The sequence below is a fragment of the Paenibacillus sp. GCM10028914 genome (assembly GCF_042666275.1).
Taxonomy (GTDB): domain Bacteria; phylum Bacillota; class Bacilli; order Paenibacillales; family Paenibacillaceae; genus Paenibacillus_AQ.
This window is the reverse complement of sequence record NZ_JBHTFO010000014.1, coordinates 107,683-128,545: the sequence shown is the minus strand read 5'-3', so window position 1 is coordinate 128,545 and position 20,863 is coordinate 107,683. Positions and strand designations below refer to the sequence as shown.

The 20,863-nt window shown below is 43.2% G+C and carries 16 protein-coding genes; 6 read left to right on the top strand and 10 right to left on the bottom strand.

Going from position 1 to position 20,863, the window contains the following annotated elements; all coding sequences use genetic code 11:
- Positions 1-436: 436 nt before the first annotated feature.
- Together ACFQV5_RS13255 and ACFQV5_RS13250 are read left to right on the top strand one after the other, a co-directional pair.
- A complete protein-coding gene (locus ACFQV5_RS13255) occupies positions 437-1,960 on the top strand; it encodes a 4-hydroxyphenylacetate 3-hydroxylase family protein (RefSeq protein ID WP_379247505.1) in 1,524 nt (507 codons plus the stop codon).
- A gap of 126 nt (positions 1,961-2,086) precedes the next feature.
- Positions 2,087-2,608, top strand: a complete 522-nt coding sequence (locus ACFQV5_RS13250; protein ID WP_379247503.1) for a VanZ family protein — start codon at positions 2,087-2,089, stop codon at positions 2,606-2,608.
- A 109-nt stretch (positions 2,609-2,717) separates the two neighbouring features.
- On the opposite strand, the gene ACFQV5_RS13245 is transcribed toward ACFQV5_RS13250, so the two are convergent.
- From ACFQV5_RS13245 to ACFQV5_RS13230, 4 genes are all read right to left on the bottom strand, one after another.
- The gene (locus tag ACFQV5_RS13245; protein ID WP_379247501.1) at positions 2,718-3,950 is read right to left on the bottom strand and encodes an MFS transporter; all 1,233 of its coding nucleotides are present in this window, start codon (positions 3,948-3,950) and stop codon (positions 2,718-2,720) included.
- An 18-nt stretch (positions 3,951-3,968) separates the two neighbouring features.
- Positions 3,969-4,994 carry an ROK family transcriptional regulator gene (locus ACFQV5_RS13240; RefSeq protein WP_379247499.1) on the bottom strand — a complete coding sequence of 342 codons (1,026 nt, stop codon included), beginning with the start codon at positions 4,992-4,994 and terminating at the stop codon, positions 3,969-3,971.
- 156 nt (positions 4,995-5,150) lie between these two features.
- Positions 5,151-5,828, bottom strand: coding sequence for a protein kinase family protein (locus tag ACFQV5_RS13235; protein ID WP_379247497.1), 678 nt, complete (start codon positions 5,826-5,828; stop codon positions 5,151-5,153).
- Between the two features lie 233 nt (positions 5,829-6,061).
- Complete coding sequence (locus ACFQV5_RS13230; RefSeq protein WP_379247495.1) at positions 6,062-7,597, bottom strand: glycoside hydrolase family 31 protein; 1,536 nt, start codon at positions 7,595-7,597, stop codon at positions 6,062-6,064.
- Positions 7,598-7,744: 147 nt separating this feature from the next.
- Between ACFQV5_RS13230 and ACFQV5_RS13225 the strand changes: the two genes are divergently transcribed.
- Positions 7,745-8,614 carry a helix-turn-helix domain-containing protein gene (locus ACFQV5_RS13225; RefSeq protein WP_379247493.1) on the top strand — a complete coding sequence of 290 codons (870 nt, stop codon included), beginning with the start codon at positions 7,745-7,747 and terminating at the stop codon, positions 8,612-8,614.
- 67 nt (positions 8,615-8,681) lie between these two features.
- Here the strand turns inward: ACFQV5_RS13225 and ACFQV5_RS13220 are convergent, their stop codons facing one another.
- The 6 genes from ACFQV5_RS13220 to ACFQV5_RS13195 form a co-directional block, all read right to left on the bottom strand.
- Positions 8,682-9,920 (bottom strand): alpha-L-fucosidase, encoded by a 1,239-nt coding sequence (locus ACFQV5_RS13220; RefSeq protein ID WP_379247491.1) that lies wholly within the window; start codon positions 9,918-9,920, stop codon positions 8,682-8,684.
- Between the two features lie 387 nt (positions 9,921-10,307).
- The gene (locus tag ACFQV5_RS13215; protein WP_379247489.1) at positions 10,308-11,345 is read right to left on the bottom strand and encodes an ABC transporter substrate-binding protein; all 1,038 of its coding nucleotides are present in this window, start codon (positions 11,343-11,345) and stop codon (positions 10,308-10,310) included.
- Between the two features lie 114 nt (positions 11,346-11,459).
- Positions 11,460-12,428 carry a galactofuranose ABC transporter, permease protein YjfF gene (gene yjfF, locus ACFQV5_RS13210; RefSeq protein WP_379247487.1) on the bottom strand — a complete coding sequence of 323 codons (969 nt, stop codon included), beginning with the start codon at positions 12,426-12,428 and terminating at the stop codon, positions 11,460-11,462.
- Positions 12,418-13,458, bottom strand: a complete 1,041-nt coding sequence (locus ACFQV5_RS13205) for an ABC transporter permease (RefSeq protein WP_379247485.1) — start codon at positions 13,456-13,458, stop codon at positions 12,418-12,420. Before ACFQV5_RS13205 ends, yjfF begins: the two co-directional genes overlap by 11 nt.
- A 6-nt stretch (positions 13,459-13,464) precedes the next feature.
- Positions 13,465-14,976: a sugar ABC transporter ATP-binding protein gene (locus ACFQV5_RS13200; RefSeq protein WP_379247483.1), complete on the bottom strand. Its 1,512-nt coding sequence runs from the start codon at positions 14,974-14,976 to the stop codon at positions 13,465-13,467.
- 93 nt (positions 14,977-15,069) lie between these two features.
- Positions 15,070-16,101: an ABC transporter substrate-binding protein gene (locus tag ACFQV5_RS13195; protein ID WP_379247481.1), complete on the bottom strand. Its 1,032-nt coding sequence runs from the start codon at positions 16,099-16,101 to the stop codon at positions 15,070-15,072.
- Positions 16,102-16,364: 263 nt separating this feature from the next.
- On the opposite strand from ACFQV5_RS13195, the gene ACFQV5_RS13190 reads away from it, so the two are divergent.
- The 3 genes from ACFQV5_RS13190 to ACFQV5_RS13180 are packed head-to-tail and all read left to right on the top strand — an operon-like array spanning position 16,365 to position 20,718.
- Positions 16,365-18,170: a sensor histidine kinase gene (locus tag ACFQV5_RS13190; RefSeq protein ID WP_379247479.1), complete on the top strand. Its 1,806-nt coding sequence runs from the start codon at positions 16,365-16,367 to the stop codon at positions 18,168-18,170.
- Positions 18,171-18,178: 8 nt separating this feature from the next.
- Positions 18,179-19,762 carry a response regulator gene (locus ACFQV5_RS13185; protein ID WP_379247477.1) on the top strand — a complete coding sequence of 528 codons (1,584 nt, stop codon included), beginning with the start codon at positions 18,179-18,181 and terminating at the stop codon, positions 19,760-19,762.
- Complete coding sequence (locus ACFQV5_RS13180) at positions 19,759-20,718, top strand: sugar ABC transporter substrate-binding protein (RefSeq protein ID WP_379247475.1); 960 nt, start codon at positions 19,759-19,761, stop codon at positions 20,716-20,718. The genes ACFQV5_RS13185 and ACFQV5_RS13180 overlap by 4 nt, the downstream gene beginning before the upstream one ends.
- Positions 20,719-20,863: the final 145 nt, after the last annotated feature.

The window sequence follows — 20,863 nt, the reverse complement described above, 5'->3', positions numbered from 1 at the left end:
TCTCAGCCCAAATGGATAAATGAAAAATGCATAAGCGAGTAACAAACCTATATCGATCAGGTCTGTATACCTGTAATAATATGTAGTAAACAATTACCCAGTTAGCATTGAAATGAAACATGCACATCGTTAGATTTATTTTTTGGTAACACAATAGGACCAGCAGCGGTGATAGGAGCACCGTTACTGGTCCTTATTCATTGTGTGGTCAGAACGTTACCCGTACGATTCTGACCAAAAAGGAGAAGAAGAAAAGGCTACGAATAAATTCGCACCTTGTCCTCAGGAATATAGTATAGCGTCACTTGATGATTACGACACCAAGTAAGTTATGGAAAGATTCTCGTTTCTTGGATACATTTCTTTCAATGAGGTATAAGCACATTTTTAATGGAACATATAGGACAAAGTACTTTAAATCTAATGCACACGTACATTGACAACAAAAGACAAAAATGTGAGTGACTTGAGATTCCGTGAAGAGGTGAAGGATGTGCCAATAAAAACAGGAAAAGAGTATACGGAACGGATTGATAGTCAAAATATCAATATATGGTACAAAGGGGAGCGTATAACTGGTCCATTATCAAAGCATCCTGCTTTTCAAGGTCTCATTCAAACGCAAGCCGAACTCTATGACATGCAATGTGATGAACGTTATATAGATCTGATGACTTATCCTTCACCAGATACCGGAGAACCCGTTGGCTTATCTTTTCTTCCACCCCGCACAAGTGAAGATTTAGAAAAACGTAGAATAATGATGGAACTATGGTCGAACAAGCATCATGGATTTTTGGGGCGTTCTCCCGATTATATGAATACGGCTATCATGTCACTATTCACTGCTGCAGATATTCTTGAAGAGCATAATCCGTTATATGCTGAGAATCTCAAGAATTATTACCAATATTGCCGGGATCATGACATTACATTATCCCATGCATTTATACAGCCATTTGCAAGCAAATTATCAGGATTAACGGATTCAACGGAAGATTCGATCGCCGCTAAAGTTGAAGAGATCAATGATGAAGGTATGGTTGTATGCGGCGCTTTTATGATGGCTACACAGGGAGCTACATGCGATGAAATGTTAGTCTTTCCTACTCCCTCTCCAGCCATCTTTGAAGATGTAAATCCATTTGCCTTTGCCTTTGCCGTACCCAATAATCTTCCAGGCATAAGATTTATTTGCCGAGAAAGCTTCGCTCAATCATCCACCTTTGATTCCCCCTTGAGTTCAAGATATGAGGAAATGGATACACTTGTTATCTTTGATCGCGTGATGGTTCCTCACAATCGTATTTTTTATTACGGTGATGAGGAGTATTGCACTCGTTTATTTGTAGAGAGTCACTTTCATACGCATATCGCCCACCAAATAAACACACGTTATATTGCAAAAACAGAGTTTTTGCTCGGTTTGCTAGAATCACTAGCTATCGAGCAAAATGTAGCACTTAATTCACAAGTAGTCATAAATACCTCTAAGATGATTGCGTATTTGGAGACCTTTAAAGCGTTAAGGCTTGCTTCTGAGAAAGATGCATTTCATGATGAATTCGGTTTCCTCGTTCCTGCCACCTCCCCTCTCTTAGCTTCAAGTATCCTATTCCCGCAACTATATCCTGAGATGGTAGAAACGATTACGATACTTGCTTCAAGCGGACTGATCATGATCCCATCCGAATTTGATTTCGCTTCAAACTCAGCACCCTACCTAAATCAATATTTAAGGGGAGAATGCTCTGAGGCAAAAGACAGAATCGCCCTATTCAGGCTAGCATGGGATCTTGGAGCAAGTTCATTTGGACGCCGGCAGACCCAATTTGAACGTTTTTTCTTCGGGAGTGTTCAAACGGTAGCCTCTCGAATGTTCAACAATTTTGATAAACATGAACAGCTCCAAACTATAATTAGTGATTTTCTTAAGAAGAACTACTCTCCATCGGAGTAAAAACAATAAGCAACAGGTTGCAAGTCATTCATTAGCAGTTATTTCTACCTTTTGACTCAAACTTAAATGTTACAACAATCGTTAAAGAGAGGTTCAAATATTTTTAATCTAGAAAGGGAAAATGAAATGAAACGCACACAGCCAGAGCACAGATCTAAACTCACTTATTTTTTATTTGGTTTCTATGTTTTGTTACTAACATGGATCATCGTATTCAAAATTGCGTATTCTTTTCAGGATTTACCTGAAATAAGGAACATTAACCTCATACCTTTTGGTGAATCTGTCATCGTTAACAATGAAATAGACATTCAGGAGCTCCTATATAATATGCTTGCGTTTATTCCTTTTGGAATTTATATAAGCATGCTGACTAAATGGTCCATTTTAAAAAGAACAACCTTCATTGCAAGTGTAAGTCTAGTGTATGAATCGCTCCAATTTATATTCGCAATCGGTGCCAGTGATATAACGGATCTTATAAACAATACATTAGGTGGCATCGTTGGCATTGGGTTGTATCATTTACTACTTAAGTTGGTTCGAACAGAATTAAAAGCTTTCAAAATATTGAACATTATCGCATCAGTCGGAACTATTGTATTGGTCTTATTTTTGAGCCTGCTCTTGATAGTGAACGGCTTTTAATATTTGTCAAGCTAACACGTTGACCCTCACTCAGCTGAATATAAAAACAGCCGATCAGTTGATCGGCTGTTTTTACTTTCTCCACTAGACTCTCCCCTTAAACTGTCATTTAGCTATGGGTGAGTTCTTGCGTCATTGTAGGCACTGATCCTCGTTTCCGTCGTTTCATGATCCGGTTGACACCTTCAGATCCAAACAACATAAACAGAATATAGATCGTCACAAAAAATGGTAATATCGCTATCGTTGTTGGTGCAGCTATCCACCCAAGCATCGAAGGCAACAGTGTTGTTCCCGTGTACGCTACTGCCATCTGAAATCCCATTAAATGCTGCGTTTGCGCCTTACCGAATCGTTCAGGAGTTTCATGCAGCATACATGGATATATAGGCGCAAAACCTAGACCGATCATCATAAAGCCAATGAGTGAAAAAAAGGTTGGTAACGGCAGAATAAGTAGTAATGCCCCCGTAAGAGCAATAAGTAGCCCGCTGCGAATCAGAACACGATTGCTCACTCTTAAAGTTACAAATCCAGTGATAAACCGGCCTATCGTTATACCACCGTAATACATGGAGATCCATTGCGCTGCCATAGCTGCTGGTAAATCCTTAATGTTTACCAAAAAACTGCTCCCCCATAAGCCAACTGTTGCTTCTGCACCCGAATAAAAGAGGAAGGTCATTAAAGTGAGCTTAACTCCCTTCATTCGTAAAGGTCGAACCGTAGGTTCAGGATCATCCTGAGTATCTTGATGACCTCCCCCTACTTCCATGCCTTGAGTCCGAACTTTCTCCATCCGTTTCCACAGCGGAAGTGTAACAAACAACAGAATCACTAATGCTAATTGAATAATAGCTATGGTTAGATATCCGTCCCTCCATAAATTATCTTCACGAATAAAACCAGCCATAATAATAGGTCCAAGTGTTGCTCCGACACCCCAGAAGCAATGTAACCAACTCATATGATGCGCTTTATAATGGACTGCGACATAGTTATTCAATGCTGCATCGACGGAACCTGCTCCTAGTCCAAGCGGAAATGCTAAAACCATCAACCATATAATCGATGGTGCGTAATAAAATCCAACCAAAGCTAAAGCTGTCAATAAACAGCTAATCAAAGTGATTTGCCCTGTTCCAAGTCTTTTTAATAATGTGCCGCTTGCTAAGCTTGATACAATCGTTCCGACTGCAATAATAATTGATATCACACCTGCAACACTGAACGGTGCTCCGAAATCTCCCTGCATAACCGGCCAAGCGGCTCCAAGTAACGTATCCGGCAATCCTAAGCTGATAAACGATAAGTAAATAATAATTAAGAATAATGTTGCCACTGTCTGCAGTCCCCTTACTTATTCATTTCTAGATAACACGATACTTGGTTCTAATGTAGCTAATGTTTGTACGACCATCCCTTGTAAATAATCAGCTGTAAAGTCCTCTGATACAATAATTTCAGGTATCGCACTTTCCGGCAGTTCTTTACTACACAATTCTGCCATTCTCTTTCCTGTCGCCTTCTCAATAAAGCTGCCGTTTAAAACGACATAGTCTGGATTTAGAACAGCACTTATGGAAATGATCAATCGAACGATGGCTTGCTCAATCTTTTCCGAAGAAGCTATCAAGCTTTCCTCCCCCCATGGAATGCCTAAAGGGATATTGCTAACTTCTCCAGCAAAATTCCGTCGTCCTTTAAACAACCTTCCATTAATGAAGATCCCTGCTCCAGGTGGAAATCGATCTGGAAAATAGAGATAAACTACCGTTGCGCTTGTTTGTACCTCAAACCTCTCGCAATAACCAACCACCGCTGAATTCACGTCATTTTCCATAATGACTGGTATTTCATATCTTTGCCTGAAATATTCCACAAATGAAACGCCTATTAGTGACTTGTAATCCGAAACAAATATTTTCCCTTCCCATTCAGCCCCGGGCAATCCAAATCCAATCGCTCGAATCGCAGAATATGACCTCATCAACGAATCAATGATTTGCTCGAAACAAGCCAAATCCACTTGCTCGACTTCTTCCGTTTGATCATAGACCACGTTTCCCAGGAGATTAACTACAGTACTGCGAACGACTATACGTCCATCTGTTTCGTACGGAAAAAGAATCAGTGCGAAAGCGTAGTCTCCGTTATACTTAAACCGCTGAGCAGGTCTGCCACCTGAAGAAGCACTAAGATCGGCTTCCATAACCTCTGATGTTTGTAGCAATTGCTGCAATATCGTTCCTACCGTAACGGCGCTAAGACCGGTCGCTTTCGCAATTTGTTGTTTAGTGGCTTCTCCTTCTGCCTTTAATACCTTACGAACGAGACCGATATTCACCTCTTTAATAATCATTGCATTGCCGCGAATGCTTTTCACTGTAAGCACCTCATTAATAAAATACTTTTTAAAAGTCTTTTAATAAGCTTTTTTAATGTATTGGATTCTTGCGGTTTTGTCAATTCTAGATAACAAAAAAAACCGCGATTTTACGCAGTTTCTTAAAGTCTACAACTTGTAGTTATTCAATTTATTCTACTTTCTGAAGAACAATTTCTTAATATGAGCTGCAAAATTCATGAGATTTTCGTTGCTTGGATCTAATCGATAGTACCTCTGTTTCACCGCTTCAAGTATTGAAATCGGCAACTTTTTCCCTTCAAATAAAGGGTAGAAATTGTCATACGCCCAGCGGAGATGCTCCCATCGTTGATCGTTGCCACTTTGAACATATTCAGACACATCTAGTACTTTACCTCGCCCATCCTGTAATAATATATTTTTCAAATGAATATCGCGGGGATTTAGCCCTTTTTCACGGACAAACGTTCGAGCAGCTTCAACATCATCGATAACTTGCTTGGGAACTTGAACTCCCTGAAGCAAACAATCATATAGCGTTATTCCTTTTTCATTGCTAATCACCATGTATCGGTCTCCAGCTCCATAAAACACTGGAAAATAAGGACATCCCACCAATGCTTGATATACTTTCATCTCCGCTTCTTTCTTGGAAAGAGCCTCCACCGCGTACAATTTATATGCATAAGCTGGTATCGGTTTATAGACAAATACAGCTGCATCAGTACCTACACCAATGCACTCCAGATCATCCGATTCCCCTTCAATGGTCACCAGTTCATTACCATCATTCTTTCGAACTTCTATATAAGATAATGCGGTTTCTGCTTGCTTCCAATCGTCGCTATTCATGTGCCACCTCACTTTGATGTTGCTAGTCTCGAAATCTGTATGATCTTAACATATTCCAATCGTAAAAGATAATTGTGCCTCATCATATGCTCAAGCAAGAAAATATGATAAGGCTACTATATCTATTACACACTAAAAATGTATATGAACAATATAAAAAACGCGGAGATGCAAACTGTATCATCCCCGCGTACAGACTTCATAATATCTCCATAGTTAACAAGTCTATAAACCTAAATCATACGATACCATGGCAACCGGGAGAGCGGTGCTTCAATGGTTTGTGAAAAAGGGCCCTGAACTATACTTCCATCGTCCCCCTGCCATCTCCCTTTCGGAAACGCAATACTTCGATTTCTCGCACCTTTTACTATAACTGGAGCAACGAGAATTTGATCACCTAGCATAAATTGATCTTTAATCTGCTCATACCCACCTTCTGGGAAGACATATGCCATATGCCGAATGATCGGCTCGCCTGTTTGGGCAGCATCATGCGCAAGGTCTTTAATCATCGGTCCAAAATTCTCATGCAGCTTAGCTGCGTTGACGCAGTATGCTAAATGCTCCTCATCAAGCACACGCCAAGGTGCTGTAGAAAACTGCATCATCGGGAATAAAGCCGAGCACTGAGCATAACGAACGAATAGCTCTTGATCGAGTTTGTAGTTCGGATTATTCTCGATATCGGCGATTTGACCGCCACCGATCATATCTGGACAAGTAAAAGCGTAGCCTAATAGCCCTTGTGCCAAACCATTTGGTATTAATGATGCAAGTCCATCTTCTTTCCAGCTATGACTCTTGTCGCCTAATCGTTGAACGAGCGGAAGTCCTGCACTTTTCCAGCATGAACGATATTCATTCAGTGAATAATTCAGTCCAATTTTAGCCCATGCCTCGCAGTGTTCATTCGGATGCATCTGAACGACACTTTGATCAGACTTACGATAAAATTGCGGATCCCCAGCATCGAACTTAAAGCCATCAATACCGTAATCATCCATCAATTTATGCAGTTCACCTTCATACCATTCAACGGCCGATGGGTTTGTACAATCGAGTACGGCACTATAACCATTCCACCACCGACGTATTGCTGTTTCTCCATGTTCGTCCTTGAGCAAATATCCTTCTCGCTCCAAATAACGGAAATTTGCTGCATTATCGGGGCTTATGAAAGGACAAGTCCACAGCATCACCTTGAATCCAAGCGCATGCAGTTCCTCTGTCATCCCTTTTGGATCTGGGAAACGATCCTTGCGGAACTTCCATACACCGTAATCTTCCATCCAGTTATCATCAATCATAATAACGCCTGGCGGCATACCCTGTTCAAGTACGTTTTTTGCATAGGCAAGTGTCTTCTCTTGGGTTGGTTCATATTGGAGCTCAATCCATAGATTATATTGAGGCATTGTAAAAAAAAGTTCATCTGGAACAGAACCAGAGGCTGGAAAGTGGGAGTTTGCCGCTGCTAGAAACGTCTCCCGCAGGTTCCCGTTATTTTCGCTTAATACAATGTCTCCATTCTCACTTTCTACCTTAAGCAACTCACCAGAAAAGTGGAAACGAATAGACTTGTCGGACCAAATATAGCGTCCTTTATTTGATATAAGCAGCGGAACAGCTTGATTTCCTCTTCCTTCATTGATCAAATCCCTTGTATGCGCTGTCATACCGAAAGGCATTTTCACACCATCATCGATATCTCCTCCCCACCAAAACTCATCTTGTAGGATTTCAATCTCAAGTCGATTTTGTGTCATAAGGATCTCTATTCCTTTCTAACTTCTATTTAATAGTCAAATAAACCCTTCTTATCATGACTATGATAGTATAGAATCGGGTTACAATATATCACTGTTCTTGCGATATTATTAAACAATATTGCGGTTTGGAGGAAGATTTATTAAATGGAGATATCTAATCAATACATGTTGACACTAAACGATATATACCCGTTTAATATGTTTGTTCCGGACAGTTCCAGTAAGACGCTTTTTCCTTCTCACTGGCATGATGAGTGTTTGGAGATCATATTTTTTACCCAGGGAACCGCTGAGCTCCATATCGGAGGATTATCTTATACCGCTGAACCCGGAGACCTTTTCTTCATTAGCGAAGGTATGATACATAGTGGCTTTGCCACCCTTGAAACACCCCGTTATTATACGATCTTGCTTGATAGATACCGAATGGTCGGATCCGATTTAAGTAGTGTTGGTTATGCAGCTCTTCTTACAGGGAAGCTTAATTTACCGATCCTTCTTCAGCCTGACTATGCTCATTATGATATATTAGCAAAGATCGTGAAATCTGTAGTGGATGAATTTTTACATCGCGATCAGGGTTTTGAGCCTGCTGTAAAATCTTATTTACATATTCTGTTGATACAACTCGCTAGGTTATATAGTTCCTCTTCCGAAGACAGCGTGCACAAGCAGGAAGCTAACCGCCGAAAGGTGGAGCGATTGAAGGACGTTATCTCATTTGTTAATGAAAACTATCAAGATAAAATAACGGTAAAGCAAGCAGCCGATATCGCTAAAATCAGCCCATACCATTTCTGCAGGGTATTCAAAGACGCCGTTGGTCGAACATTTAATGAATATGTACAGTTATACCGCGTGAGTAAAGCAGAAGAGTTATTAAAAGAGACAGATTTGCCGATCACTCGAATCGCTGAAATTGCTGGATTTGGCTCCATTCATTACTTGGATGAGCTGTTCAAGCGACATCGTGGATGTACACCCATGCAATACAGAAAACATTCATCACAATGATAGGGATTGTACATTAAAATGGAAAACACCCCACAACAGCTATAAGCCGTTTGGGGTGTTAAATATATTAGGATATGACGGCAATCCGTACAACTAGATTATCACCGTAAGGATACCCGGTCGCTTGGAAGCACAGTAGCCCGGACTGTGGATCATGAGTAAACGATAACTCTTCGTTGTTATCCAACCAACGTACACTCGAAATCTCTTGGTGCACACCAGTAAACGCTTTAGGGCCCGTACCTCCATCACCCGTTGTCACGTTGGCATGGCCGTCAATTGATAGACGATGAATGAACAGATAAGTTCTTCCATCTTCCGTTTCCAGCGCAAAATTATCTCCTTGCCCTTTAATCAGACTTGGTTTCCCTTCATAAATCGGTTTATTATGCAAGCGAATCCAATCCCCGACCACTTCAAGTGTTGCTTCCTGAAGTTTCGGGATTTGTCCTCCTGCAGTCGGCCCGACATTCAGCAGGTAGTTAGCGCCTACCTTACGGCAAGCACAAAGATTTTCAATTAATTCTCCTGTCGACTTATTAGAAAAATCATGATTACCAATACCCCAATGTCCATTGATCGTCTGACACATCTCAGCTGCGACATATTTACTCATGCCTTCTCGGTTTAGTGGTGTTGGACGCCCTTGTTCAAAGGTGACACTATCAAGCTCGGGATGACCCAGTTCGCCCAGATGACTTAACCCGGTGTTGTTGATGATCATGGCTTCAGGCTGTAATCGGCGGATGGTTCCGTACAACTCATCAAGCTTCCAATCAGCATCAGGTTTGCTCCAATTCCCGTCGAACCAAAACCCACCGACAGGTCCATAATGTGTACACAATACTTCTATAGATGCACGCAAATATTCAAGATACGCGTCAAAATCTTCGTTAAAACTCGGTTGATACCAGTCGAGAGTTGTATGGTAAAAGAATGGCGTGATTCCTGCTTTTCTGCAGCCATCAACGAACTCTGCGATCAAATCTCGTCCCGCCGGGCTATGTATTGCGTCGAAATCTGAGAGTCCCCGCGTATCATAAAGCGAGAATCCATCATGATGCCGAGTTGTAAGTACAATATACTTCATCCCTGCATTCTTAGCAGTCATTGCAATTTTGTATGCGTCAAATTGATCTGCCGTAAAAGAATCTTTCAATTTAACATATTCGTCCATTGGAATGCCTTTCAGATGTTGAATCCATTCGCCTTGACCCAACTGGGAATAAATTCCCCAATGAATAAACATGCCGTAAGCATCATTCTCAAATTTTACGACTCTAGGTAAAGGTACGGGGATAGCCATACAGCACCAACCTTCTTTCGTGATTAATTGTTAACATTGTAAGACCATCCGAAATCGCTTACAACCTTCTATCTTGCTATATTCATTATGAACATCACGATTATTTAGTAAAATAGAAGACTATATAACACAAACGGGGCAGTGTCCCTACTTCTTGGTTTCACTCCTGAAAGTTGAAGGTGACAAGTATCTTCCTTTGGAACGCCGCTCCGTTTGATTTCTCGTCCAACCGCTTCTTTATATAATTTATTGATAAATTTTTATATCTCATTGTTCTTATCTCATCAAACAGATGCCGAACAGGCTGCCGATGATCATCGGCAGCCTGTTCGGCTTGACTAGTTATATCAAATCCATTTGAAATTTCTACAACACCTTATTGTCAGGCTAATATGTACGGTTCCCCACTTCCATTGCCGCCAGTTCCTGAGGGAAAATATCTTCCGCAGGTACCATTCGCTTGGGCAGGGTCCTTCCCGACATAATCTCTTGGGTAGCCTGCATCAATAAAGGACCCAGAAATGGATTGCATTCAACAACCGCATTAATATTCCCTGCAATCATCTGTTCAAAGGCTCGCCGTGTTCCGTCAACAGAAATAATAATAATATCAGTACCCGGCTTCAGTCCTGCCTCCTCAATCGCTTCGACTGCACCAATTGCCATGTCATCATTATGGGAGAATAACACCTGCGGCCATTCATCTTCAGGTAGGCTCAGAAATTCCTGCATGACCTTTCTCCCTCCCACCTTAGTAAAATCAGCAGGTCGGGTCATCGTAATGTTAAAGTTCTTCTGGCCCTTGATCGTTTCTCGAAATCCGCGCCCACGGTCAATTGAAGGAGTCGACCCGATTGTACCCTGCAGTTCGGCAATTTTTATCTGTCCAGAGTGGTGACGCATTTTATCGAGCATATATTTGGCGGCCTTAACACCTTCTTCAAAAAAGTCGGAACCAATGTAGGTAACATAAAGGGAGTGGTCTTTTACATTAATAGAGCGGTCAAGAATGATAACTGGGATGCCTGCGAGCTTGGCTTCCTCCAGAATGTCATCCCAGCCGGTCTGCACAACAGGCGCGATGGCAATGATATCTACTTTACTCTCTATAAACGAACGGATTGCTTCCACCTGCTTTTGTTGGGACTGCTCAGCATTCTTCATAATCAGTGAAATACCAGCCTCAAGGGCCGCCGATTTAATTGAATTCGTATTCGCAGCCCTCCATGTGCTCTCTGAGCCTAACTGGGAAAAACCGAGAACGATAGTTTTGGATGCAGGAAGATCCGCTGATGTAGGAGTATTAATATTCAATGGAAGATCCGTAGAAGAACTCATCGAAGGCTGGGCATTCTTTTCACCTGTTTCGAAACAACCAGTCAATAACACAATCACTAGGCAAATTAACCATTTTCCTACTTTCATGAACTCTCCTCCAGCATGTTAGCGGTTACAATAGAGAATGAAAAAATATCGGGAATCCATTATCTTGGTTTCCCGATATTAATTGTAACAATATTCCTGATGTAAGGGCAACTGCTACTGCTTCATAGCAGATCGCCTTGCACTTAGCACCCGCTGAAACAGGATAAAAGCGAAGAGCAGCAGGCCGATTACAATTTTAGTCCACCAGGAGCTGAGCGTACCATTAAAGCTGATTATGGTTTGAATTACACCTTGAATCAGGACCCCGAAAAATGTTCCAAGAACATAACCTACTCCGCCGGTAAGTAAAGTTCCACCTATTACGACTGCAGCAATTGTATCAAGCTCAAACCCAACTGCATGAAGCCCGTAACCTGACAGCATATAGAATGTGAACACAACCCCGGCCAATGCGGAACAGAATCCACTAAACGTGTATACGAGTACTTTGGTTCGTGCAACCGGAAGCCCCATGAGCAGCGCCGATTGCTCGTTTCCCCCAAGCGCATATACATTGCGACCAAACCGGGTATAATGTGCAATGAAGATCGCGGCTGCTGTGGCAACCAATGCAACAATTGCGCTAATTGAAATGAAGCTTCCACCCGGTAGTGTGATCTTGGTCTGAGCTACAGCCGTATAGAACGCATTATCTATCGTGATCGTATCAATGCTGATTACATAGCAGAATCCACGAGCCAAAAACATTCCTGCTAAGGTCACGATAAAAGGCTGAATTTTAAAATAGTGGATAATGGCTCCCATTCCGGCCCCAAACACGGATCCCATAAGAAGTACTAGCGGAATAACGACTAATGGAGACCACCCCTGCTGCTGAACTAGACTCGCTGATACCATTGTTGTGAGTGCAATGATCGAGCCAACGGATAGATCAATACCGCCGGACAGGATGACAAAGGACATGCCTATGGCAGTGATCAGCAGAAAAGCATTATCCACGAAAAGGTTCATTAGCACCTGCGGTGAGAAAAAGCCGGTATAGAGGAAAGAACCAGCAGCAAACATGACCAGAAATAGAGTGACCGTTACGACAATTGGAATATGCTTGCGCTTAAGAAACATGGCGTGGTAGCTCCTTCTCTCCAGGATAATGCCGAGTCTTCCAGCGTACGGCAATAGCGGCTCGGAAGGCAGATGACTGGACTAAACAGACCGTAAGCACGACGAAAGCTTTGACAACCAGGGTAATTTCCGGCGGAACACCGATCATATAAATGGTTGTGGTCATCGTTTGGATGATCAAAGCGCCGACAACCGTTCCGAGCAAATAGAATCGTCCGCCGTTTAGCGAAGTTCCGCCGATAACGACTGCTAGGATTGCGTCAAGTTCATACCACAGTCCTGCGTTGTTACCATCTGCGCTAGATACATTTGAACTTAACAGCAATCCAGCTATGCCGGCGCACAATCCGCAGAACATATATACGGATATCAAGACCCATTTGGCACGAATACCTGACATCAGACTTGCTTTCGGGTTACAACCGACCGATTCAATAAACAGCCCTAAGGCTGTCTTGCGTGTAAGCAGCACTGCTGCAATAAGAACGGCTGCTACCACAAAGATGGAGAACGGTAAAGTCGCAAGTGAACCAGAGCCGATGTAGGCGTATTTTTCGCTGGTCACTGTGATAATCTGCCCGCCAGTAATTAATTGGGCTATTCCACGCCCGGCCACCATAAGAATCAACGTAGCAATAATCGGCTGAATTCCAGCGACTGATACCAGCAGCCCATTCCATATCCCCAGAAGAAGAGATAGCCCCATTGCCATAAGTACCGACAGCATAATCAAGGACAGCGTATTCTGATCCGTGCCTTTGCTGATGGAAAGACATGCAACAGCTCCCGAAATAGCCACGATTGATCCGACAGACAAATCAATCCCGCTCGTAGCTACCACCAGAGTCATCCCGATCGCCACCAGTATCAGAGGGGAGCCAAAGTTGAGAATATCGATCAGACTGCCGTATAAATGTCCGTTTTGAAACGTAATCGAGAAGAAATCAGGAGAATAAAAAAGATTAAATAACATCAGTGCAGCCAGAACGCACAGCGGCCAAAATAAATGATGTTTGTAAATGGTTTTCATATGATCTCAGCTCCCTGCTATCGCCTGCATGATTGTATGCTGGCTCATATCCTTGTCAGAAATTTCTGTTACTATATGCCGGTCACGCAGCACGGCGATTCTGTCGCTGACGCGTAACACTTCTTCTAGCTCGGATGAAATAAACACAAAGGACATCCCTTGGCGTGAAAGTGACAGTACCAGCTTCTGAATTTCAGCTTTCGCGCCGATATCGATACCACGGGTCGGTTCGTCCAGAATAAACAGATTTGGCTCTGTCAATAGCCATCTGGCGAGTAATACTTTCTGCTGATTACCTCCGCTTAAATTCTTGATTAGATGATCAGGATTTGGCGGATTAATATTTAGCAAACGGATATATTCATCCGCAATTTCATCTTGGCGTTTGCGGGGAATTGTCTTAAACAAGCCCTGTTTAGCCTGCAGAGCAAGAATGATATTTTCCCTGATCGTAAGATCTCCAATGATGCCTTCCGTTTTTCTATTCTCAGAACAGAAGGCAATACGCCGATGAATCGCTTCGCGCGGCGAATGCACGCTTTCCCTTCCATCTGTAAACGTCAGCTTGCCGGTATCGGGCTTATCTACACCAAACAATAAACGAGCAATTTCGGTACGGCCCGAACCCAAAAGGCCAGCGAGGCCAACTACTTCTCCCTTACCAATAGACAGATCGAACGGTTCGATTGCTCCCTTCCGGCCAAGACCTTCAGCTTTGATGAGCACTTCTCCCGCTTCATTCCTATACGTTTCTGAGAGAACAGGCAGCTCCTCCAGCAAATTCAGTTCCTTTCCGATCATCTTCAAAACAAGATCCAGCCTAGTTAAATCTTTTGCCATATATTCTCCTACAAATTCGCCATTTCTCAGAATGGTCACCCGGTCAGAAATTTCATACATCTGGTCTAAAAAATGAGTAACGAATAGAATCGCAAGCCCGTCACTTTTCAGCTTCCTCACTACACGGAATAACTGCTCTACCTCGTTTTTGTCCAGACTGGAGGTGGGTTCATCTAGAATCAGAACCTTTGAGGAAATATTCAATGCTCTGGCGATCGCAATCAGCTGCTGGACAGCAACAGAATACATGTACAGAGGCTGAGATACGTCTAAATTCAGATTCAGGCGATCCTTTAGTAGCTCTTCCGCCCTTTGGTTCATTTCTTTCCATAAAATCCGGCCTAGTTTACGCGGTTCTCTCCCGATAAAAATATTCTCTGCCACCGTCAGATTGGGACATAGATTGACTTCCTGATACACCGTGCTGATTCCGACCGCTTGTGATTCCAGTGGACTATGCACCGTTATAGGGGTGCCTTCCATTTCAACATTCCCCTCGTCGATGGAGTAAACGCCGGTCAGTACTTTTATCAACGTTGATTTGCCAGCGCCGTTTTCACCCATAAGTGCATGCACTTCTCCAGGAAATAGGCGGAGACTTACATCGCTAAGCGCTTTGACTCCCGGAAATCGTTTATGAATGTTAGTCATTTGCAGTAGGGGCGTTTCACCGCTCATATCATCATCCACTCCTTGGTTTAGTGAAACCACTCCGCTGCCTTGCAGCCGCTGCGGAGTGGCGATGTAAACGATATTTATTTAGGGTTAAGGTTAATATTGACGGCTCGGCAGAGCTTCCTTGGCTTGCTCGGAAGTGAACGTCGTTTCTTCAGTCACAATACGGGTTTCAACCGATTTTCCATCAACAACAGCCTGAACTACCTCCATTAACTGAGGTCCGAGGAGTGGGTTACACTCCACGATGAAGTTAATTTTTCCTTCGCTGGCAGCCTGCATTCCGTCTTTAACCGCATCGACAGAAATGATTTTGATATCTTCCCCAGGTTTTAGTCCGGCAGCTTCAATCGCCTGAATTGCTCCCAGAGCCATATCATCGTTGTGCGCATAGAGAACATCAATATCCTTGTGCGCTTTCAGAAAAGCTTGCATTACTTCTTTTCCCTTGGCTCGTGTAAAATCTCCGGTTTGGGAAGCTATAATCTTCAAGTTTGGATTGCCAGCGATCTCTTCCTTGAATCCCTGCATCCGGTCATTAGCTGGAGCGGAGCCTGTCGTTCCTTGTAGTTCGACGATATTAATGTCATCTGTAGCATCCTTATATTGTTCAGACAACCATTGACCAGCTTTCCGTCCCTCTTCCACAAAGTCGGAACCTAGGAATGTCACATATAGAGATGTGTCTTTCGAGTCGACGGCACGGTCAGTCAGGACCACTGGGATCCCTGCTTCCTTGGCTTCTTTAAGTACCGTATCCCATCCGGATTCCACGACCGGTGAGAAAGCGATCACATCCACTTTTTGCTGAATAAATGAGCGAAGAGCTTTGATTTGATTCTCTTGTTTTTGCTGTGCATCTGAGAATTTCAGGGTAAAGCCGGCATCTTTCGCCGAGTCTTGTATCGACTTTGTGTTCGCGCTGCGCCAGCCGCTTTCTGCTCCTACTTGCGAGAAGCCGAGCGTGATCGTCTTTGCCGGTTTTGTTCCGGAGTCCCCAGCATTCTCCCCCGCAGCATTGTTATTTCCAGCAGCTCCTCCGCCACCGTTGTTATTGCTGCAAGCTCCTACCAACATCATAGACAAGGTTAATGCAAGCACTACACCCATCTTTCCAAATCTCTTCATGAATTGTTGACCTCCCTTTATCAATCACCATTATCCGGTGTTGGCCTCATTATAAACCGCTTACAAATGAACTTTACATGGGCAATCTTTAGCGTTTGTTTTCATTTTTTTGGGTTTTCACAAGAGATTAGTTTCTTTTGGTGTAATTTTTTTATTAAAAGTTGTGAATTTTGGTTGCGCTTTCTTTTTCACTTCCGAATAGGTCATAGTTGGTATAAACTATAAGTTGCACGAACCCTACCCCACTTGAGAGGAACATACTGATGAGGATCAAGCGCTGGATTTCATCCAGCCTGAGGGCAAAGCTGCTGGCCTTGTTTATCGTACTCACCACCATACCGCTAATGACTGTGGGAGTAATTTCTTATCAGAAATCCTACAATTCGGTTTCCAGTCACAGTAAAGCCTCCAGCATGCTCCAGGCTGATATGCTTGGAACAAATATCGATAATATGTTTAAAGATACCGAGAGACTTCTAGAGCTAAGTAAGAACCCTATGGTTATCCATTTTCTCATCTCTCAGTCGGAGACTTACGAGGAAGCCAAAGACATTCTTCGGACTTTTTCTCTTTATCGTGACACCTACAAATATGAGAACGTACTCAACATCAGCCTAATTAATCTTTACGGCAAAGGAATCAGTGAACGCAAAGGGATTTTCCAGACTCATATAAATCCGCTTCGAAATCACCATTTTCAGACGCTCGCGCAGAACCCTGATTCCGTGCTGAGAATTCCTCCTGAGCTGATTACCAGCCTAGATCGAATCGACGGTTTCACCTATGAAGATCGGGGTGTCATTTCGATTATGGCAACAGTCAGGCAGCAAATTACCCATGAAGTGATTGGATTTATTACAGTGGATCTAGACGATTCTTTTATTAAGTCGTTCTGTGATGAGGTCAAGATCGGCAAGACAGGATTTTTTTATATTCTCGATCAGCACAGCAATCCAATCTACGTTCCTCCTATAGACAGCGCTGACTGGGATATTATTCGAGAGACTAAACTTCCTTTGTCAGATCAACCCGGCGGAGACGGATTTGTTCTAAGGACAGACGGACAGCCACGATTCATCGTCCATACCGCTTCTCTTGTCACTGGCTGGACGATTATCGGGATCGCTCCATTGCAAGAGATCGTTGCCGAAGCGAACAGTATCAGGCAGTTAATCATAATCAGCGTAGTGCTCAGCATTGTATTTGCTATTACTCTTCATTACCTGTTGACCAAGCGACTTACTCGCCCTATCCAGCTTCTTCAGCATAAAATGAGACTTACCGCAAGCGGTTATCTTGAGGCTAAAGTCAAGCCGGTCGGTACGGATGAAATCGCCGATCTTGGACAAAGCTTCAACATCATGGTAGAGAAGATTAAAGAGCTTCTTGAGCAAAGTATAAGGAAACAACAGCAGTTGCAAAAAGCGGAACTGCGAACGCTGCAAGCTCAAATAAATCCGCATTTCTTATACAACACGCTTGATTCCATTGTCTGGATGGCCGAAGCGGGTAAAAACGATGCTGTAATTCAATTGGTGAAAGCGCTGTCAGATTTATTTCGGATTAGCTTAAACAAAGGACGAGATTGGGTGATGATTCGCACTGAACTAGCTCATGCTCAAAGTTATCTTGTCATTCAGCAGATGCGTTACCGAGATATACTAGAATATCGAGTTGAAGTCGATCCTGAACTCATGGATTATCCGATTTTAAATATGACTCTCCAGCCATTGATAGAAAACGCCTTGTACCATGGAATCAAAAATAAAAGAGGTAAAGGCTTGATCGTTATTGGTAGTTATACAGAGGCTTCAGCCGTTATTCTAACCGTTACTGACAACGGTATTGGTATTTCAACAGAACGTCTAGCCACGCTGAGATATCAGCTCGAGCAGCCAATCTTGTCTCAGGAAGAAGAACAAACGGAAGGAGGCTTTGGGCTGCAGAATGTGCACCAACGCTTACGGCTTTATTTCGGTAACGAATATGGACTTCGGTTGGAAAGTATAGCAGGAAAAGGTACGACAATCTCGGTACGGATACCTAAGAACAGGGGGGACTTGCCATAAAGAAGATTGTGCTTGTCGATGATGAAATTTTGATCCGTGAAAGCATTCGAGATTCTATAGATTGGAAAAAGGAAGGCTTCTTATACTGTGGTGACGCTCCCGACGGAGAGTTGGCACTTCCACTTATTGAAGAACAAACGCCGGACATTTTGCTTACTGATATTAAAATGCCATTTATGGATGGTCTGGAACTGACTTCCGTCGTTAGGCAAAGGTTTCCCGAAACCAAAATTATCGTGTTAAGTGGACATGATGATTTCCATTATGCCCAGACGGCACTTCGACTTGGTGTTGAGGATTATTGCCTGAAACCGATCAGCGCTGTGGAACTTATTCAGATGCTACATGCTGTAAGTGCCAAAATTGATGAAGAACATAGGCTAAAACAAAAAAAAACATATACCCCTGATAAGCTGTTTGCTGATCTTTGCGGGGGACTGATCAACACGGGGGCTGCCATCGAGGCAGCGGCTCAATTGGATCTTCAGCTTATCGCTCCTTATTACGCAACCGTTATCTTGTCTTTTGTTCCATCAATTCTGGATGAATCCGAGTTTTCCCATTCTCAGGTTAAAGCTGCTGAACTGCTGCTGGAAAGCACTCTGATCGAATATCCGGAACTCAACTACTTTAGGCGGAGTCGTACCGAAACGGTAATCATTTTGAAGAACAGCCATCCGGATCAAATATCAGCTAGAGTTGATGATCTCATCCGAGTACTGGAGCAAAGAAATGCCCATTTCGACTTGCAGTTGTCTGTTAGCTGCGGCGGTGTTCACGAACGTCTTCAAGGTATACATCTTTCTTTTCAGGAGGCTGAGGACGATCGGATGATCAAAAAGCTGTCGAGGCAGAACAAAGAGGCTTTGATCCAGGCCTCGATCGATCATTCCCCGGATAGTGTGCTGCTCGACCGTAATCGTCTAATTGATTTTCTAAAGTTGGGTAATTCTCAAGAGGCTCCGGGCTTTATCCATCAATTTGCCGATGGTCTTCATAAGATAAGCTGGAATTCCATGTATGCCTACTACCTGATTAACGACATTACCCTAGAATTGGTCCAGACGGCAAAGTTAACCTTTCGTTCAGACGGAAATCAAGCGAAAATGATTCAAGAGCTGCAGATGAAAATCCGGAATATTGCAAATGCTGAGGAGTGCCAAGATTATTTTCTTGGAGTATTTGAGCGGCTTTGGATATGGCGGTCTGAAGGTTCTGACAAATATGGAGAGTTAATCGAGAAGGTCAAACTCTATATCCGGGAGAATTATCACAATGACCAGCTCTCCCTTCATGAAACTTCTAAACAGATCGGAGTCAGTTCCAGTCACCTCAGCAAAGTCTTCAGCCAAGAAACCGGGCAAACAATGACAGAGTATTTAACAGCCACACGGATCGGCAGAGCGAAAGAGATGCTTAAAACAACCCGCTGCAAAACTTTCGAAATTGCTTTTCAGGTAGGTTATAGTGATCAGCATTACTTCTCTAACCTTTTCAAGAAAGTGACCGGCATGACACCAATGGAATACCGCAAACACGGGAGTGCTAGTGTGCCGGTTGGAACCATCGCCAAAGGAGGACAGCATTTGTGACTTCCCGATTCCAAGCCATTCAAACGATCTCGTTGATACTGGGATTTGCTTTTATTCTCAGTGGATGCTGGGATACGAAGAGTGAGGGGACCGTCCTTAAACAGAACGACGAGGTCCCCCCTCTCACTTCAGACGCCGGAACCAGGCTAACTTTCGGTATAATCTATCCTATGGTAAACGACACATACGAAATGGTAACGGAAAATGCCGAATCCGCCGCCAGCGACTATAATATCAATCTTATCGTTCAAGCTCCGGATGAGGCAAATCTGGAGCAGCAGATTCGGATCGTTGAGATGATGATCAAGCAGGAAGTTGACGGCATAGCTATCGATCCAGTTGACTCCGAGGCTCTAATTGGCGTTATAAACAAAGCAGTGTCCAGCGGGATCCCCGTTGTGTGCTTCGAATCCGATTCCCCGAACAGTGAACGAAATTCATTTATCGGAGCGGATAACTATAAGACCGGTACTGTGATTGGCCAGACCGTAGACACACTACTGGAGGGCAAGGGTATGGTCCTGGTTCAATCCGGGATGCCGCAAATGCTTGGATTGACTCAAAGACTGCAGGGGTTTCAGGATTATGTGGCAGAGCATACCGATATAGACGTGCTTGAGGTTCGTCATAACGACGGGAGCGAAGGAAATGCGATACTGCAGTTGGAACAAATGATTACGGCACATCCGCATTTTAGTGCACTGATCAACTTGGATTTCGTGTCGAGTTCAAGTTCTGTTTTGGTCTGGAAGGCCAAAGGGCTTAATCGATATAATGTAGCACTCGGTCTTACCCCCTCTGTCAATCAATCCATCGAGAACGGACAAATTACCCGCATTATCTCCCAAAATGAGCAAAATTGGGGTCAAGCTATCGTTAATACCTTGCGTAAGCTGGCTCAAGATGAAACTTCATCAGAGTTTATTAATACGGAAATTAAAGAAATACACAATTAATCGGTTCATAACGAAACAAAGGGCATTCTCCTCAGGGGAAATGCCCTTTGTTTATATTTTTGGTGAGCAATGGTAAGCAGATTAACGACAAGGTCCTGCCACGAAGAATATTTTCGCAGCAGGACCCCAGCAATCTAAAGGGTGA

Excerpts from the sequence above, each read along its gene's own strand:
- ACFQV5_RS13250 (WP_379247503.1), top strand. The coding sequence starts at position 2,087 with ATGAAACGCACACAGCCAGAGCACAGATCTAAACTCACTTATTTTTTA.
- ACFQV5_RS13235 (WP_379247497.1), bottom strand. The coding sequence starts at position 5,828 with ATGAATAGCGACGATTGGAAGCAAGCAGAAACCGCATTATCTTATATA.
- ACFQV5_RS13230 (WP_379247495.1), bottom strand. The coding sequence starts at position 7,597 with ATGACACAAAATCGACTTGAGATTGAAATCCTACAAGATGAGTTTTGG.
- ACFQV5_RS13225 (WP_379247493.1), top strand. The coding sequence starts at position 7,745 with ATGGAGATATCTAATCAATACATGTTGACACTAAACGATATATACCCG.
- ACFQV5_RS13220 (WP_379247491.1), bottom strand. The coding sequence starts at position 9,920 with ATGGCTATCCCCGTACCTTTACCTAGAGTCGTAAAATTTGAGAATGAT.
- ACFQV5_RS13215 (WP_379247489.1), bottom strand. The coding sequence starts at position 11,345 with ATGAAAGTAGGAAAATGGTTAATTTGCCTAGTGATTGTGTTATTGACT.
- yjfF (WP_379247487.1), bottom strand. The coding sequence starts at position 12,428 with ATGTTTCTTAAGCGCAAGCATATTCCAATTGTCGTAACGGTCACTCTA.
- ACFQV5_RS13205 (WP_379247485.1), bottom strand. The coding sequence starts at position 13,458 with ATGAAAACCATTTACAAACATCATTTATTTTGGCCGCTGTGCGTTCTG.
- ACFQV5_RS13200 (WP_379247483.1), bottom strand. The coding sequence starts at position 14,976 with ATGAGCGGTGAAACGCCCCTACTGCAAATGACTAACATTCATAAACGA.
- ACFQV5_RS13195 (WP_379247481.1), bottom strand. The coding sequence starts at position 16,101 with ATGAAGAGATTTGGAAAGATGGGTGTAGTGCTTGCATTAACCTTGTCT.
- ACFQV5_RS13190 (WP_379247479.1), top strand. The coding sequence starts at position 16,365 with ATGAGGATCAAGCGCTGGATTTCATCCAGCCTGAGGGCAAAGCTGCTG.